Genomic DNA, 16,344 nt, shown 5'->3' with positions numbered 1-16,344 from the left:
GTCATATCGGGGCATTGGCCGCCCGCGCGGGGCTTCCCGCTAGTCCGGGAACAACGCCATCTGCCCGGTCAGCAACGTTTCGAAGTCGTCGTCCAGGAACGGCAGGATCGCATCCGCCACCGGCTGTAGCTGGCGCGTGACGTAATGGTCATAGTCGATGGCGGCCTTGCGCGTCTCCAGCGGCTCCGGACCGCTCATCGTCATGACATAGCTGATCCAGCCGCCGTTCTGGTACTGACGGGGGCGTCCCTGCTGGTCGTTGAAGGCATCGGCCATGCGCGCCGCGCGCACGTGGGGCGGCACGTTGCGCTGGTAGTCGTCGAGCTGGCGGCGCAGGCGCTTGCGATAGATCAGCAGTTCGTCGAGCTCGCCCGCGCGCGTCCGGCGGACGATGTCGCGCACGTAGTCCTGATAGGGCTCGCGATTGAAGATCTTCGCGTAGAGCGCCTGCTGGAATTGCTGCGCCAACGGCGACCAGTCCGTGCGGACCGTTTCCAGCCCCTTGAACACCATTTCGACGCGACCGTCGGCATGCGCCACCTGGCCTGCATAGCGCTTCTTGCTGCCGAGTTCCGCGCCCCGGATCGTCGGCATCAGGAAGCGCTGGAAATGGGTCTCGAACTGGAGTTCGAGCGCGCTGTCGAGCCCGAACTGCTGCTGCAGATGGTCGCGCCACCACGCGTTGACGTGCGTGACCAGCTCGCGGCCGATGTGCGCGGCGTCCGCTTCCGCGTGGGCGCGCCGCAGCCAGACGAACGTGGAGTCGGTGTCGCCATAGATGACGTCGTAGCCCCTGGCCTCGATCAGGGCCCGCGTCTGGCGCATGATCTCGTGGCCGCGCATCGTGATCGACGAGGCCAGGCGCGGGTCGAAGAACCGGCAGCCGCTGGACCCCAGCACGCCGTAGAACGCGTTCATGATGATCTTGAGCGCCTGGGATAGCGGCTTGTTCTTGTCGCGCTTGGCGGCTTCGCGCCCCTGCCAGACCCGGGCGACGATGGCCGGCAGGCAGTGCTTCGTGCGCGAAAACCGTGCCCCGCGAAAACCCGGCACGGAATCGGCATCGCCCGGATGCGCGAGGCCTTCCACAAGGCCAATCGGATCAATCAGGAAGGTGCGGATGATCGACGGATACAGGCTCTTGTAGTCCAGCACCAGCACCGATTCATACAGCCCCGGGCGGGAATCCATGACGAATCCCCCCGGGCTGGCCTCGGGCTCCAGTTCGCCCAGGTTGGGCGCCACATAGCCCTGCCGGTGCATCAGCGGCATATACAGATGTGTGAACGCGGCGACCGAACCACCGTTGCGATCCGTCGGCAGGCCGGTGACCGTGGCGCGCTCCAGCAGGAAGCTCAGCAACTCGGTCTTCTCGAAGATGCGTGTCACCAGCTCGCAATCGCGCAGGTTGTACCGGGCCAGCGCCGGTTTGTCTTCGGCGAACATCCGGTCGATCGCGTCCATGCGGTCGTACGGATTGTCGATGGCCTTGCCTTCGCCCAGCAGGGTCTGCGCGACGGACTCCAGGCTGAACGACGGAAAACTCCACGTCGCCGAGCGCAGGGCCTCGATGCCGTCGATGATCAGCCGGCCCGCCGCCGCCGCAAAGTAGTGCTGCTGCCGGTTGTGTTCGCGCCATTCCATCTCGGCGCCCCCACGGCCCAGCCGCAGCGGCACCTGGAACTGCTTCGCGTGGGCTTGCAGTACGCGCAGATCGAACTGGACGAGGTTCCAGCCGATGATCGCGTCCGGATCATGCGTGGCCAGCCACAGGTTGAGTTGTTCCAGCAACTGCGCGCGGGTCTCGCAATACGCGAGATCGAAGTCGGTGGGAACGGTCTCGCCCTGCGGGGCCGTGCCGAGCATATAGACCTGGCGCTGGCCGCAGCCCTCGAGCGCAATCGAATACAACTCGCCGAAGGCATTGGTTTCGATGTCGAGCGAGGCGAGACGCAGCGTCGGGCGATAGTCGGCGGCGGGCTTCATCTGCGCGTCCCGCAGCACGCCGTCGTCGCCCGGCTGACCATCGAACCAGACCGGCGCGGTGATGAAGCGCTCCATCAGATAGCGTTCCGGCGGACGGATATCGGCCTCGAAGACATCCACGCCGCCCTGGCGCAGCGTCCTGTCGAGCTTGATCAGCTGGCGATGCTGCGGGCAATAGAGACCCAGCACGGGCCGGCGCCGGAAATCCTGGAGTTGCAGCGCACGCAGTTCGACATTGCGTTCGTTGCGCAGCAACGCCTCTGCCTGCTCGCGTTGCTCGGCGGGCAGGAAAGCGACGGACGGTTGATAGGGCAGGCGCAGCTGGCGCGGGCCGTGGTCGGTCGCCAGCCAGAAATCGACTTCCGTGCCGGCGGGGGTGTCGCGCCAATGTCGGGTCAGGATAAAACCCTGCTGAAGTGCCACGCTGGAAACCTTGGGGGGACGACTGGAGACTGTTACTGAGCGCGATTCTAGCGGAGATCGCCGCCATGCCAGCGCTGTCAGGAGACGGCAGCAAGCTCGGAAACCTGCGGAGGAAGACGTTGCAGGATGGGTTGTGCCGCATGGTGGCTGACATGGTGGCCGGCATGTCGCCGCTCGCCGAGGTGGGATGGCTGTTGCGGGTCGGACCTTCGCAGGGTCGGAACTATCTGGCTGAGAAGGCGTGCACCCAGCCTTCGGCGGCCGCATGGCCCAGGAAGTCGGGGTCCGAGATGGCAGCCAGGCGCCGTTTGATCGACACCTTCTGCGCACTGACCGTCTTGAAGCTTCGATCCAGCATCGATGCGATCGCCATGACGGGGAAGCCGCTCAGCAACAAGCCGAGGATCTCCAGTTCGCGCCGCGAAAGCGTCTTCAGCGCTTCCGCGGCCCTGACGCCTGCTGCGCTGGCGCGGGCGGCTTCCGCCATCGGCGACAAGTATTGCTGGCCGGCGACCGCCGACCTGACCGCCGTGACAATGTCGCCGGAAGCATCTCTCTTGCTGACGATGCCCGAGACCCCCAGCCTGGCAAGCGCCACGACGAGCTCGGGCGCGTCGAAGGCGGTATGGCAAACCACTGGCGTGCGTGGCAGCCGGTTCAGAAGGTTGACGAACAACGCCCATTTGTCGTTGGAAAGCCCCTCCGACATGGCGTAGTCCGTCACGATGGCGTCGCACGGCACGCGATCGAGCAATGCCGTCAGGCGTTCCGCGCTGTCGGCCGTGCCCACGACATGGATGCCGGATTGCGACAGGAGCGCGCACTTCAAACCATGAAGCGCGAATGGATGGTCATCGGCCAGGATGGTCCGGATATTGGCACGTTTATCTGTCATGGCGTCAGATTTACTCGGCAACCTTCAGGTGATCGATTCCCAGCGTATGACGCGGCGGAACTGACCCGATATCGGAATACTCCGAAAGTCGAGTATCCGCAAATAACAGCACAGGTTTTTTCGGGCGATCACAAAGATTAATGACGAGCGGACCGATAGCATTTCCGCACCTTGTTTCCACGCAATGCATTTTTGATATTTTTAATATTCTTTGGTGCTAATCGGCATGAAAATGATGCGCCTGGCGTCCGCTTCGGACCTGATTGGGTTGATTTTTGTGATGTCCGTGCTTCTGCTGTGGATTGGCTCGGTGATTGCGGTTCGAGTGCTGTCGTCGCACTGAATCCCCTCGGAATGCCATGTGGCGCGCCGGAGCCATCGGGCGCACTGCGAATGTGTCCGGATGGATATCGTGATGATTCAGCGGGAAATACCGGCACCGGCTGAGCGAATACGCGAGCCGGACTTCGGTCACTGCAGAAATAAAGCCGGCGTGCTTGTGCAAAAAGAACCCAGGCCAAAAAGGTAAATGCTGGCCTGGGCGACGGAAGTCCAGACGAGCGGGGTCAACGTCTCGGCTGATCCGACATCTTGCTGAATCGATATCGGACCGGCGGTATTTCCGCTGAAATCTCGACGCGCAACAATCGACAACCCTCGAAAATTCCGAAAATGCAGTGCGAGGGAGTATGTGGAACGTTATGCACATCGAGATGCCGTCATGATTCCGGGTTCCGTTGATAAGAATTCGTCTGTCGGTTTTCGAACTTCTCCCATTCACCATCCGGCGCATCGCCATTACCCTTGCGCGCAGGGATGTGCTGCAAGGTGGCGGGATTTTCAGTGCTGCATTGCGGCGCCCATCGGTTTGAAAGGATTCGAGGTAACTGTGGTGAATAAGGCAGGGATACCGGGTGAGGCGAGGGTACCGGGATGAAGGTGGCATGCGTAGGGGCGGGCCTCGGCAACTTGGCCAGGATGGACGACACGGGCCCGCTGGGCATGGTGTTCAACCACTTCGACAATATTCCAGACCTGCTCCACAGGCTTCGACATGAGGACCATTGCCTGATTGTCCTGGAGCAGCAGGGCGACAACCGGTGCGCCGCGGGACAAATCCGGGCCGTGCGCGGGGCGCTCGGCACAGAGATGCCGATCCTGGTCGTTGCCGAAAACGTGCGCGAGGACGCTGTCGTCGATGCACTCCACGCCGGGGCGGACGACTACATGGGATTTCCCCTGCGCCGCCGCGAGTTCATCGTTCGCCTGATGGCGCTGGATCGCCGCGGCCTGCGCCGGGCCGCCTGCCGCCGGATGGAGGTCAGCCGGGTGGGGCCGTATGAGATTGACCGCATCTCGCGCAGGATCATGATCGACGGCGGTCCCATCGCCATGACGGCGATGGTGTTCGAACTGGCTTGCCTGTTCTTCGCCAATGTGGGGACCGTGCTCGGACGGGGTTATCTCGAACGAGCGCTGTGGGGGCATGAACTCAGTGCGACGTCTCGCGCGCTCGACGCACTGATCTACCGGGTCCGCAGGGATCTTGGGCTGACGTCGGAGCGCGGCGTCATCCTGGCGACGATCCGTACCCGCGGCTACCAGTTGATAGCCATCAATCAAGCTTGAACCCGTCACAGGCTGACATATTCCGGCATGCGCCGGCCATGTCAGCTACCGCGCATTGCAGTAAAGGGCGGCACGCATTCAGCCGGATGCGTGCCGCCCAATTTATCGACGTCCGAATGGTCCACATCGACGCATGTCCCGATTGTTGCCCGGACCATCCTGGCGACCTTTGCAGTAAAGCGGTCAGGGATACGACAGGCCGATCCCGCGGTCCCGCTGCCTCCTGCCCCCATCATCACGGATATCCCGGAAGACGAACATGAAGGTTCAGGTCATTCTCGCTGACGATCACCCACTGATCATCTTTGGTGTAAAGCAGACGCTGGTTGGCACAAAAGGCGTCGAGGTCGTGGCGGAAGCATCCACCCCGCGGCAACTCATGGAAAAACTCGTGACCGTGCCGTGCGATGTGCTGATCACGGATTTCTCCATGCCTGCCGATGACGGTCCGGACGGACTCGTCATGCTGAATGCCATCCGCATCAAGTATCCCGGCGTAAGGGTTATCGTGCTGACGATGCTGGAGAACCCGGGCCTGCTGGTCAGCATGCGCGATGCGGGCGTGCGCGGCATCCTGAACAAGCGCGACGACATCCCCGAGTTGCCGGTGGCGCTGGTCGCCACCCACCAGGGGCGCACGTACTTCGGATCTTCAGTGCGCCGGGAAATCGCGCGAGTGGAATCCGGCGCGATCGCGCGCTCGCTCGAACGCACGCTGAGCCCGCGGGAGCTGGAGGTTGTCCGCCTTTACGTGAACGGCATGACGATGACTGAAGTGGCCCGGCATTTGCATCGCAGCGTCAATACGGTCAGCACCCAGAAGGGTAGCGCCATGCGCAAGCTCGGCCTGACCAGCGATGCCGAACTGTTCGACTATGCCGTCGAACATGGCATGCGGGGCTGACACAGGACGATCCGTCCACGACCCATGTAAGCCACTGATGTCCAGCAAGGGAACCGGAAGGTTCCCTTGTTGCTTTTCCGGCGCCCCCATTTCGGCGCGCCGTCTCGGCGCCCCCCGTTTCGCCTCCCCCTGTTTTGGCTCCCCCCCCCCCCGTTACGGCTCCCCATTCCGGCGCTGCGAGATCGCTAGGGTTTCCCCCCGGTTGAGTTCTTCGGTTGCGCGGTATTTAATTCACCGTGAATTAATTAATAGGAGCCGCCAGCAGCCATCCAGCTGCCAGAAGCGGCGCATCCGACACCGGAGACAGCATGACCCTTTCCAAAGCCGGCCGTGGCGTCAACTCGGCAAGCCTGCGGCTGTATAACGAACGTGCGCTGTTGCTGGCATTGCGTCGGGCAGGCGAGGCGTCCAAGGCCGACCTCGCGCGCATGGCCAGGCTCACCAACACGGCCGTTGGCAGCATCGTGCAGACGCTCACGGAGGACGGGCTGGTCCAGCCAGTCGGCCGGCGGGTGGAGGGGCAGCGCGGGCAGCCGGCAAGCCTGATCCGCCTGCAGTCCAAGGGCGCCTTCGGGATCGGTGTCCGGCTGGACCGTTCCGGCATCGAATGCGTGATGGTCGATTTTGGCGGTGCGATCCTTGCCAGCCGCAACCATCCCGGCATCCTCGCGCATCCCGACGCCGTGCTCGCGCAGGTCAGCCAGGACGTTGCCGAACTGCGCGCGACGCTCGATGCCAGCGAGCAGAAGCGCTTGCTGGGTATCGGCGTGGCGCAGCCGTATAACCTCGGCGCCTGGCTCCGTGAACTCGATATCGAGGACGCCGCCATGCGCGACAGCTTTCGCGCATGGGACGACGTGGACTTCGCCGCCGCACTGAGCGAGGCCACCGATCTGCCGGTGTTCAGCGAGAACGACGGCACCGCCGCGGCCGTTGCGGAGTTGTTCTATGGCCGCCATCACGCGCAGAACTTCCTCTATGTGTTCATGGGGCCGGCGGTCGGCGGCGGCGTGGTTCTCAACGGCGATTGCCTGCGCGGCATGACGGGCAATGCCGGAGACATCGGCATGATTCCGGTCACTCCCAGTACGCTGCCGTCGGCACCGCATACCGGCAAGCGCCGTGACATCCTGTTGGCGCGCGCGTCGCTCAACGCGCTGACACGGCATCTGCGCCATCACGGCATCGCCATCCACTCCCTCGCCGACCTGGAAGCGCAGGTTCTCGCGCGGCATCCCGCCGTGACCGAATGGCTCGAGGACTGCATCGACGCGCTGGTGCCCGCATTGCAATCGGCGCTGGCAGTGCTGGATGTGCCACTGATCATCTTCGATGCCGATATCGGGGACGCGCTGCTGCCCGAACTGATCGCCAGCCTGCAGGCCTCGCTCGAGGAAAGCGCACCGGAAGCGCGCCGCGCGCCGCGCATCGTGCGTGGTTGTTTCGGCTCCAACGCCGGCGCCATCGGCGCGGCGTCGCTCCCCATGTTCATCAATTTCTCCCCGCGCGCCGAGTTGCTGAAAGGCGGTTCGGCCATGATTCCGGAGGCAAACCATGCCATCGTCTGATTCCGATCTCCAGGCCGGCCACGGTGGCGCGGCTGCGCCACTGCTCGCGCTGCGCAATATCTCGAAGACGTTTCCGGGCGTCAAGGCGTTGTCCAACGTCGAACTCACGGCATGGCCCGGAGAGGTGCACGCGCTGATGGGGGAAAACGGCGCCGGCAAATCGACGCTGATGAAGATCCTCTCCGGCGCCTATATTGCCGACCCTGGCGGCGAGTGCCGTATCGGTGGCGACGTGGTGCATATCGACGGCCCGCAGGCCGCGAGAGAGCTGGGCGTGGCGGTGATCTACCAGGAGTTCAGTCTCGCGCCCAACCTGACCGTGGCGGAGAACATCTATCTTGGCCGCCACCTGCATCGCCGTGGCGTGGTGGACCGCGCCGGCATGGCCCGAGCCTGTGTGCCCACGCTGGAGCGGCTCGGAGCGGACTTCACGGCCACCACCACCGTCGCGGACTTGTCGATCGCGCAGCGCCAGCTGGTGGAAATCGCGCGCGCCGTGCACTTTGAAGCGCGCATCCTGGTGATGGACGAACCCACCACACCGCTCTCCACGCGCGAGACGGACCGGCTGTTCGCGCTGATCCGCAAGCTGCGCAGCGAGGGACTGGCCATCCTCTATATCAGCCACCGCATGGCGGAGATCGATGAGCTGGCCGACCGCGTCACCGTGTTGCGCGACGGCTGCTACGTGGGCACGATCGACCGCGCGCATCTGTCGCAGGCCGCGCTGGTCAAGATGATGGTGGGGCGGGATCTCTCGGGGTTCTATGCCCGCACCCACGAAGAACACCCGCCTCACGACAAGCCGGTGCTGACGGTGCGCGATGTTGCCGATGGACGGCGCGTGCGCGGATGCAGCTTCGACCTGCATGCCGGCGAAGTGCTGGGCCTGGCCGGGCTGGTCGGCGCGGGGCGCACGGAGCTTGCGCGGCTGGTGTTCGGCGCCGATCCACGCAAGGCGGGCGAAGTGTGCATCGCGGCCGAGGCGTCTGCTGATTCGTCGGCGGCTTCGGCTGCAGTGTCGACCGTCCCGGGCGCACTGAAACCGCTGCCGCCAGGCAGCCCGCGCGTGGCGATTGACGCCGGCATGGTTTACCTGACCGAAGACCGCAAGCTCCAGGGCCTGTTCCTGGACCAGAGCGTGCACGAGAACATCAACCTGATCGTGGCCTCGCGTGACGCAAAAGGGCTGGGGCGTCTCAATCGCCCGGCGGCGCGAGAGCGGACCCGCGCGGCAATTGGCGCGCTCGGCATCCGCGTGGCGCACGCGGGCGTCAATGTCGGCGCGCTGTCCGGTGGCAACCAGCAGAAGGTCATGCTTTCGCGCCTGCTGGAAATCCGCCCGCGCGTGCTGATCCTTGACGAACCGACTCGCGGCGTCGACATCGGCGCCAAATCGGAGATCTACCGCCTGATCGGCCAGCTGGCCGCGAGCGGCGTGGCGATCCTGCTGATCTCCAGCGAGCTTCCCGAGGTGGTGGCGCTGTGCGACCGCGTGCTGGTCATGCGCGAGGGTGAGCTGGCCGGCGAGGTTCGCGCGCAGGCCAGTGCCGCGTCGATGCAGGAACACATCATCGCGCTGGCCACCGGCGCCCCGTCCACCGCCATGCCAGCCGGCGCCGCACTGCACTAGCCCACGATTTCCACGCCACGCCAGACAGATTCACGGCGCCGCCACCAGGGCGACCGTGACAGGAGACAGCCATGCATCTTTCCCGCCCCCATCACAACGCCGCGGCCATCGCCGCACCCACCGGCCGCAGCGGCATCACCACGCAGGAGCGCCTGCGCGCGCTGGGCATGTTGCCGATCCTGGTGCTGCTTTGTATCGGCTTCGCGGTGCTCACGGAGAACTTCGCGAGCTGGCAGAACCTCTCCATCGTCGCGCAGCAGGCATCGATCAACATGGTGCTGGCCGCCGGCATGACCTTTGTGATCCTGACGGGCGGCATTGACCTCTCGGTGGGTTCCATCCTGTCGATCTCCGCCGTGGTGGCGATGCTCGTCTCGCTCATGCCGCAGCTGGGCGCGCTGAGCGTGCCGGCCGCGCTGCTGTGCGGGCTGTTGTTCGGGCTGGTGAACGGCGCGCTGGTGGCCTTCCTCAACCTGCCGCCGTTCATCGTCACGCTGGGCACGCTCACCGCGGTGCGCGGCCTGGCGCGGCTGGTGGGGCATGACAGCACGATCTACAACCCTGATATCGGCTTTGCCTTCATCGGCAATGGCGAAGTCCTCGGCGTGCCCTGGCTGGTGGTGATTGCCATCGCGGTCGTGGCGGTGGCCTGGTTCGTCCTGCGCCGGACCGTGCTTGGCCTGCATATCTATGCCGTGGGCGGCAATGCCGAGGCCGCGCGGCTCTCCGGCATCAAGGTGTGGATCGTGCTGCTGTTCGTCTATGCGGTGTCCGGCCTGCTGTCGGGGCTGGGCGGCGTGATGTCGGCCTCGCGGCTCTATGCCGCCAACGGGCTGCAGCTCGGGCAGTCCTATGAGCTGGATGCCATCGCGGCGGTCATTCTCGGCGGCACCAGCTTTGTCGGCGGCGTGGGCTCCATCGGCGGCACCCTGATCGGTGCGCTGATCATCGCGGTGCTGTCCAACGGACTGATCCTGCTGGGCGTGTCGGACATCTGGCAGTACATCATCAAGGGTCTGGTCATCATCGGCGCTGTGACGCTGGATCGCTATCGCCGCAAGGGTTCGGCCCGGACGTGATGCGACGCGACGCGACGCAACGTGACGTGACGTGACGCAACGACTGGCGAATCCCTGTTCAGGAGACATGACGTGTGGAAGCAAACTCTGATGGCCGTGACCATGGCCGCCTGCGCGGCGGGCGCCCAAGCGCAGGCGCAGGCACAGGGCCAGACGGCCCCGGCGACGTCCGCCGATAGCCGCCCGCTGAAGAAGGTTGGCGTAACGCTCGGCTCGCTTGGCAATCCTTACTTCGTCGCGCTGGCGCGCGGCGCGGAGGCCGCGGCCAAACAGGTCAATCCCGATGCCCGGGTCACCGTGCTGTCGGCCGACTACGACCTGAACAAGCAGTTCTCCCACATCGACAGCTTCATCGTGTCGAAGGTGGACCTTATCCTGATCAATGCAGCCGATGCCCGTGCGATCGAGCCCGCCGTGCGCAAGGCCCGCAAGGCTGGCATCGTCGTCGTGGCGGTGGACGTCGGGGCGGCTGGCGCCGATGCCACCGTCCAGACCGACAACACGCGCGCCGGCGAACTGGCATGCGGCTATATCGCGGACCGCCTGAAGGGCACCGGCGCCGTAATCATCCAGAACGGTCCGCCGGTTTCCGCCGTGCTCGACCGCGTGAAAGGGTGCAAGACCGTATTCGCCAGGCATCCGGCCATTCGAATTCTTTCCGACGACCAGGATGCGAAGGGATCGCGCGAGGGCGGCCTGAACGTGATGCAGCACTACCTGACTCGCTTCCCGAAGATCGATGCGGTCTTCACCATCAACGACCCGCAGGCGGTGGGGGCAGACCTGGCCGCGCGGCAGCTGAACCGCCGGGGCATCGTGATTGCCTCGGTGGACGGGGCACCCGATATCGAGGCCGCGCTCAAGGCCGATACGCTGGTGCAGGCGTCCGCCAGCCAGGACCCCTGGGCCATCGCCCGCACCGCCGTGGAGATCGGCGTCGGCCTGATGCACGGGCAGGCGCCCGCCAGCCGTACGGTGCTGCTGGCGCCGACGCTGGTCACGCGTGACAACGTGAAGGAATACCGCGGCTGGTCCGCGCCGCGATAGCGGATAGCCGATAGCTGGTAGCGCCAGCGAGAGCAATGCAACCCACGTGGATCGGCCCGCCAGTGCAGGCGGCGTCCACGTCCGATACAGGTGACACGATGCAGAACCCATCCATACCGGCGGTGCCGGAATTCGATTTCGTCCTTTTCGGCGGCACTGGCGACCTGGCCAGGCGCAAGCTGCTGCCGGCGCTGTTCGATGCGCACAGCGTGGGATCGCTGCATGAGCGGGGACGCATCATTGCACTCGGCAGCCAGCCGCTGACGCAGTCCGCCTACCTGAACATGCTGGAGGCCGAGGTCCGCCCGGCGTTGCCCGCCGCGGCGGCCGCCGAGGTATGGAACGCCTTCGTCGCCCGCATCACCTATCTGCAGGTCGACGCCAACGTACCGCAGCAATTCGACGCGCTGGCGGAACTGGTGCGGGCCCGTGCGGCGCCCGTCGTGGTCTGCTACTTCGCCACCGGCCCGCAGCTGTTCGTGCCGATCTGCCAGCAGCTGGCGCGCACGGGGCTCAATCATCCCGGCGTGCGCGTGGTGCTGGAGAAGCCGCTCGGCCATGACCTGCAATCGTCCGAATCCATCAATGCCGCGGTGGCCGAATTCTTTGCCGAAGACCAGATCTATCGCATCGACCACTACCTGGGCAAGGAGTCCGTTCAGAACCTGCTGGCCATGCGCTTCGGGAACGCGCTGTTCGAACCCCTCTGGCGGCGCGAATGGGTGCGGGATGTCCAGATCACCATCGCCGAAGAGCTTGGCGTGGAAAAGCGCGGTGGCTTCTATGACGGCACTGGTGCGCTGCGCGACATGGTGCAGAACCACCTGCTGCAACTGCTCTGCATGGTGGCGATGGAGCCTCCCGCCAGCCTGGCGGAAGACGCCATCCGCGACGAGAAGCTGAAGGTGCTCAAGGCGCTCAAGCCGATCGCGCTCCATGAGGTGGCGGAAAAGGCGGTGCGGGGCCAGTACTGCCGTGGCGCGGCGGTGGGCGGTCCGGTGCAGGGCTACGTGAACGAGCCGGGCATCCCCGCCGACAGTCGCACCGAGACCTTTGTGGCCGTCAAGGCCGAGATCGCCAACTGGCGCTGGGCGGGCGTGCCGTTCTACCTGCGCACCGGCAAGCGCATGCAGCAGCGCCTGGCCGAGATCGTGGTGCAGTTCCGCGACGTGCCGTACTCGCTGTTTCCGCGCCCGCTGGACCATGCGCCCGGCAACCGGCTGGTGATCACGTTGCAGCCCGAGGAAAGCATCCGGTTGCATTTCCTCGTCAAGCAGCCCGGCGATACCCAGGCGCTGCAGCCCGCCTCGCTGGATCTGCAACGCATCCTGCCGCGCGGGCAGGGTGCCCGCCATGAGCGCAAGGCCGGCGCGTATGAGCGGCTGTTGCTCGATGTCATCCGCGGCCGGTTGCGGCTGTTCGTGCGGCGCGACGAGCAGGCACAGGCCTGGCGCTGGGTGGCACCGATCCTGCGGGCGTGGGAGCACAACCGCGAGGCGCCCAAGCTCTACACGGCCGGCACCTGGGGCCCGGCGGCGTCGAGCGCGCTGCTGTCGCGCAACGGGGCAGTCTGGCACGAGGAACTATAGGCAACGCATGCTGCGCGGGCCAACGGGTCGACACGACGACGGACCGCTGAACAGCCCGCAATCCGGTCCGTCACACGGCAAGCCACGCAGCAAGCCAGGCAGTACACAACGCAGGAGGCCACATCATGTCCCACACGCTACCCGCCTGGCGGGCCCTGGAGATTCACGCCGAATCGCTCCGCCATGCGCATATGCGCGACTGGTTCGAGGGCGAGGCCGGCGCCGCGCGCAGCCAGCAATTCGTGGTGGAAGCCGCCGGCCTGACGCTCGACTATGCAAAGAACCTGATCACCACGGAAACGCTTTCGCTGCTGCGCGATCTCGCCAACCAGATCGGACTGGTGCAGCGGCGCGAGGCGATGTTCCGCGGCGAGACCGTGAACACGACCGAATGCCGCGCGGCGCTGCACATGGCGCTGCGCGCGCATCCCTCGGATGACTACCGGGCGCAGGGCCTGGCCGTGACAGCGACAGTGGCCGCCGTGCTCGACCAGATGGCGCGCTTTGCCGATGCCGTGCGCAGCGGCAAGTGGCGCGGCCACGACGGCCAGACGATTTCCGATGTGGTCAATATCGGCATCGGTGGCTCGGACCTTGGCCCACGCATGGTGTGCCGCGCGCTCGGCCATCTGGACCCGACCGGGCCGCGCATGCACTTCGTGGCCAATGTCGACGGCAGCGACCTCGCTACCGTGCTGGCGCACCTGGACCCGGCCCGCACGCTGGTGATCGTCTGCTCCAAGACGTTCACCACGCTGGAGACCATGGCCAACGCGCATACCGCGCGCGCGTGGTACCTGGACCGTGGCGTCAGGTCCGATCAACTGGCGCGTCATTTCGTGGCGGTGTCCACGCATCGCGAGGCCGTCGCGGCCTTCGGCATAGATCCGGTGAACATGTTCCCGTTCTGGGACTGGGTTGGTGGCCGCTTCTCGCTATGGTCCGCAGTGGGGTTGTCGATCGTGCTGGCGATCGGCTTCGAACGCTTTCGCGCATTGCTCGACGGCGCCCGCGCGATGGATCAGCACTTTGCGCAGGCGCCGCTGGCGCACAACATGCCGGTCATCCTCGGCTTGCTGGATGTCTGGTACCGCAGTTTCCTCGGCACGGGCAGCCGCTGCGTGGCGCCATACTGCGAACCGCTGGAACTGCTGCCGGCGTACCTCCAGCAACTGGAAATGGAAAGCAACGGCAAGTCGGTGCAGCACGACGGCTCGCCCGTTGTCGGCGGTACGGCGCCCGTGGTGTGGGGCACGACGGGCACCAACGGCCAGCACGCCTATTTTCAGATGGTGCATCAGGGCTCGCACTGGATGCCGGTGGATTTCATCACCACGCTGACTCCCGTGCGCGACGTGCCGGGCCATCACAGCAAGCTGCTGGCCAACTGCTTCGCCCAGGGCGAGGCATTGCTGCGCGGCCGCACGGCCGACGAGGTCCGCGCACTGGGCATCGACGACGAACGACTGGTGCCGCACATGGTCTTCCATGGCAATCGTCCGAGCCATACCATCCTGCTGCAGCGTCTGGACCCGTTCCACCTCGGCGCGCTGATCGCGCTGTCGGAGCACCGCACGTTCGTTCAGGGCGTGCTGTGGAATGTCAATTCGTTCGACCAGTGGGGCGTGGAACTCGGCAAGACGCTGGCCGGGCCGATCGAGCGCGAGCTGGAGGGCGGGCCGAGCCAATCGCACGATGCCTCCACCACGGCGCTGATCCGCCGGGCGCGGCTTGCCGCAGGCACTCGTCGTTCGCAACCCGTCGCGGCCGGATGCCGTATGGAGGCATCGCAATCATGACGCCGCTACCGTCCTATGTGGTCTTTGGCGAAGCGCTGACCGACATGGTCTGCCAGGGTGGCCAGCACTGGCTGGGGCTGCCGGGGGGCTCGTGCTGGAATGTGGCGCGTGTTGGCGCGCGCCAGGGCATCCCCACCGCCTTCGCGGGCGCCATCAGCCAGGACACGCTCGGTGACGCGCTGACCGAGGCGAGCCTGGAGGCCGGTCTGGACCTGCGTTACCTGCAGCGGGTGGACCGGTCACCGTTGCTGGCCTTCGTGACCGCCCAGCATCCGCCGCAATACTTCTTCGTGGGCGATGACAGTGCGGACCTGTATTTCGAGCCGGCGCGTCTCCCCCCGGGCTGGCGGGAAGCGGCACGCACCGTGCACTTCGGCTCCCTGAGCCTGGCACGCGAGCCCCTGGCCGGCAGGCTGTGCGCGGAAGCCGGGCAGGCTGCCGCCGCCGGCAAACGCATCGCCTTTGATCCCAATTTCCGCGAGCCGATGCGCGATCCGGCCTATGCGCGGGTGTTCGCCCATATGGCGGGGCTGGCCCACTACATCAAGGTATCCGACGAAGACCTGCGGGCCCTGTACCCATCGCTTGACGAGGGTGCGGCAGTGGCCGCGCTGCGCGCAATGGCGCCGAAGGCAGCGGTGCTGCTGACGCGCGGCGCGCATGGCATGACGCTCCTGCAAGGCGATGACATTGTGGAACAGCGGGCCCTGCCGGTGGAGGTCAGCGATACCGTGGGCTGTGGCGATGCGGCGATGGGGGGATGGATGACGGCGCTGCTGCGCAATCCGGCTGCCACACCGGCCGAGCAGGTTCACTGGGCGGCGGCCACGGCAGCCGCGGCCGCCATGCGATCCGGCGCTTATGCGCCGACGACGGAAGAAGTGGCCGACCTGCTGCGGGAGGCGCGTCCCCTTGGTTACGCCCGTTAACATCTGCTCACCATCGCGTAACCCACTGTAATGAATCGTCGTGCATGATGGATTCCATCTGGCAACGCCAATCTGGGCGACAAGGAGCCTGAAATGCGCAAGTCGATTCGTTACACCGGTATGGCCGTACTTTGTGCCGCGATGGTTGCCGCAGGGCCGGCCTCGGCCCATGGACGCTACCACGGCGGCGGATCAAACGATGGCATCGTGCTGGCGTTGGGGGCGCTCGCTGGTTTGGCCATCGGCGCCGCCGTGGTCGGCAGCCAGGTAGCCGTTGCCGCGCCGGCACCGGTCTATGCGCCCCCGCAACCGGTCAGCTATGCCGCGCCGCAGGTGCCGCCGGGCTACTGCTATCGCAACTACGACGGCGCCTACGTGCCATGCCAGCCGGCCGCGCCGGTGCGTTATATGGCGCCGCAACCTATGTACGGCTACTGAGGGGCATTGAACCGCGCTAACGGCAGTCCCGGCGGCGACGGTCACCATCGTGGGTGATTGACCGTTGCCGCCGTTGCCACCGTAGCCGGGCGTCTGACCGAGGCGCCGCCACGGTGCGCCACCTCGGCAGGCCATGTTCGACAACGGCCCGCAAGACGCACGGAAAACTTAGCCGCATCTCCCATGCGGCCATGACTTCGGCCCGCGGGGCCGCCCCGGGCTTCCGCCCCTCGTAACGAGGGCGGCCCGGCTTCTCTCCCGCTCACACCTCATCCCCGGCACAGGCCTGGCTGCCTTGACCACCGGCATGCCATTCGCCTTCCGCACGAGTGCGCCCGGGCGCCGCTTCCTGCATATATGTTCGAGCCCCCGTTTACTGACGCAAGCTGCGCAAGATTGGTGGACGAATAAAACTATTTAAATTA

General features: G+C 65.7%; 12 protein-coding genes. 10 read left to right on the top strand and 2 right to left on the bottom strand.

From position 1 onward, the window contains the following. Positions 1–39 precede the first annotated feature (39 nt). The gene (locus tag BLR29_RS15300) at positions 40–2,409 is read right to left on the bottom strand and encodes a DNA polymerase II (RefSeq protein ID WP_092137879.1); all 2,370 of its coding nucleotides are present in this window, start codon (positions 2,407–2,409) and stop codon (positions 40–42) included. 223 nt (positions 2,410–2,632) lie between these two features. Next, the gene (locus tag BLR29_RS15295; protein WP_092137878.1) at positions 2,633–3,304 is read right to left on the bottom strand and encodes a response regulator; all 672 of its coding nucleotides are present in this window, start codon (positions 3,302–3,304) and stop codon (positions 2,633–2,635) included. A 978-nt stretch (positions 3,305–4,282) separates the two neighbouring features. Here BLR29_RS15295 and BLR29_RS15290 point away from each other — a divergent pair. The 10 genes from BLR29_RS15290 (at position 4,283) to BLR29_RS15245 (ending at position 15,919) form a co-directional block, all read left to right on the top strand. Continuing rightward, a complete protein-coding gene (locus BLR29_RS15290; protein ID WP_176860966.1) occupies positions 4,283–4,933 on the top strand; it encodes a response regulator transcription factor in 651 nt (216 codons plus the stop codon). Positions 4,934–5,192: 259 nt separating this feature from the next. After that, positions 5,193–5,837 (top strand): response regulator, encoded by a 645-nt coding sequence (locus tag BLR29_RS15285; RefSeq protein ID WP_092137876.1) that lies wholly within the window; start codon positions 5,193–5,195, stop codon positions 5,835–5,837. 308 nt (positions 5,838–6,145) lie between these two features. Then, complete coding sequence (locus BLR29_RS15280; protein ID WP_092137875.1) at positions 6,146–7,405, top strand: ROK family protein; 1,260 nt, start codon at positions 6,146–6,148, stop codon at positions 7,403–7,405. Next, positions 7,392–9,038, top strand: a complete 1,647-nt coding sequence (locus tag BLR29_RS15275; RefSeq protein ID WP_092137874.1) for a sugar ABC transporter ATP-binding protein — start codon at positions 7,392–7,394, stop codon at positions 9,036–9,038. Before BLR29_RS15280 ends, BLR29_RS15275 begins: the two co-directional genes overlap by 14 nt. Before the next feature lie 71 nt (positions 9,039–9,109). After that, complete coding sequence (locus BLR29_RS15270; RefSeq protein WP_092137873.1) at positions 9,110–10,117, top strand: ABC transporter permease subunit; 1,008 nt, start codon at positions 9,110–9,112, stop codon at positions 10,115–10,117. 102 nt (positions 10,118–10,219) lie between these two features. Next, entirely contained in the window at positions 10,220–11,164 is a 945-nt protein-coding gene (locus BLR29_RS15265) for an ABC transporter substrate-binding protein (RefSeq protein WP_176860978.1), read from the top strand. Between the two features lie 98 nt (positions 11,165–11,262). After that, the gene (zwf, locus tag BLR29_RS15260) at positions 11,263–12,753 is read left to right on the top strand and encodes a glucose-6-phosphate dehydrogenase (protein ID WP_092138233.1); all 1,491 of its coding nucleotides are present in this window, start codon (positions 11,263–11,265) and stop codon (positions 12,751–12,753) included. Positions 12,754–12,878: 125 nt separating this feature from the next. Continuing rightward, positions 12,879–14,552, top strand: coding sequence for a glucose-6-phosphate isomerase (gene pgi, locus BLR29_RS15255; RefSeq protein WP_092137871.1), 1,674 nt, complete (start codon positions 12,879–12,881; stop codon positions 14,550–14,552). Then, positions 14,546–15,481 (top strand): carbohydrate kinase family protein, encoded by a 936-nt coding sequence (locus BLR29_RS15250; protein ID WP_092138232.1) that lies wholly within the window; start codon positions 14,546–14,548, stop codon positions 15,479–15,481. Before pgi ends, BLR29_RS15250 begins: the two co-directional genes overlap by 7 nt. Before the next feature lie 93 nt (positions 15,482–15,574). Beyond that, positions 15,575–15,919 carry a mechanosensitive ion channel protein MscS gene (locus BLR29_RS15245; protein WP_092137870.1) on the top strand — a complete coding sequence of 115 codons (345 nt, stop codon included), beginning with the start codon at positions 15,575–15,577 and terminating at the stop codon, positions 15,917–15,919. Positions 15,920–16,344 lie beyond the last annotated feature (425 nt).

The sequence above is a fragment of the Cupriavidus sp. YR651 genome (assembly GCF_900101625.1).
Classification (GTDB): Bacteria; Pseudomonadota; Gammaproteobacteria; order Burkholderiales; family Burkholderiaceae; genus Cupriavidus.
The sequence above is the reverse complement of the archived record's forward strand: the minus strand, read 5'-3'. Positions and strand labels throughout refer to the sequence as shown.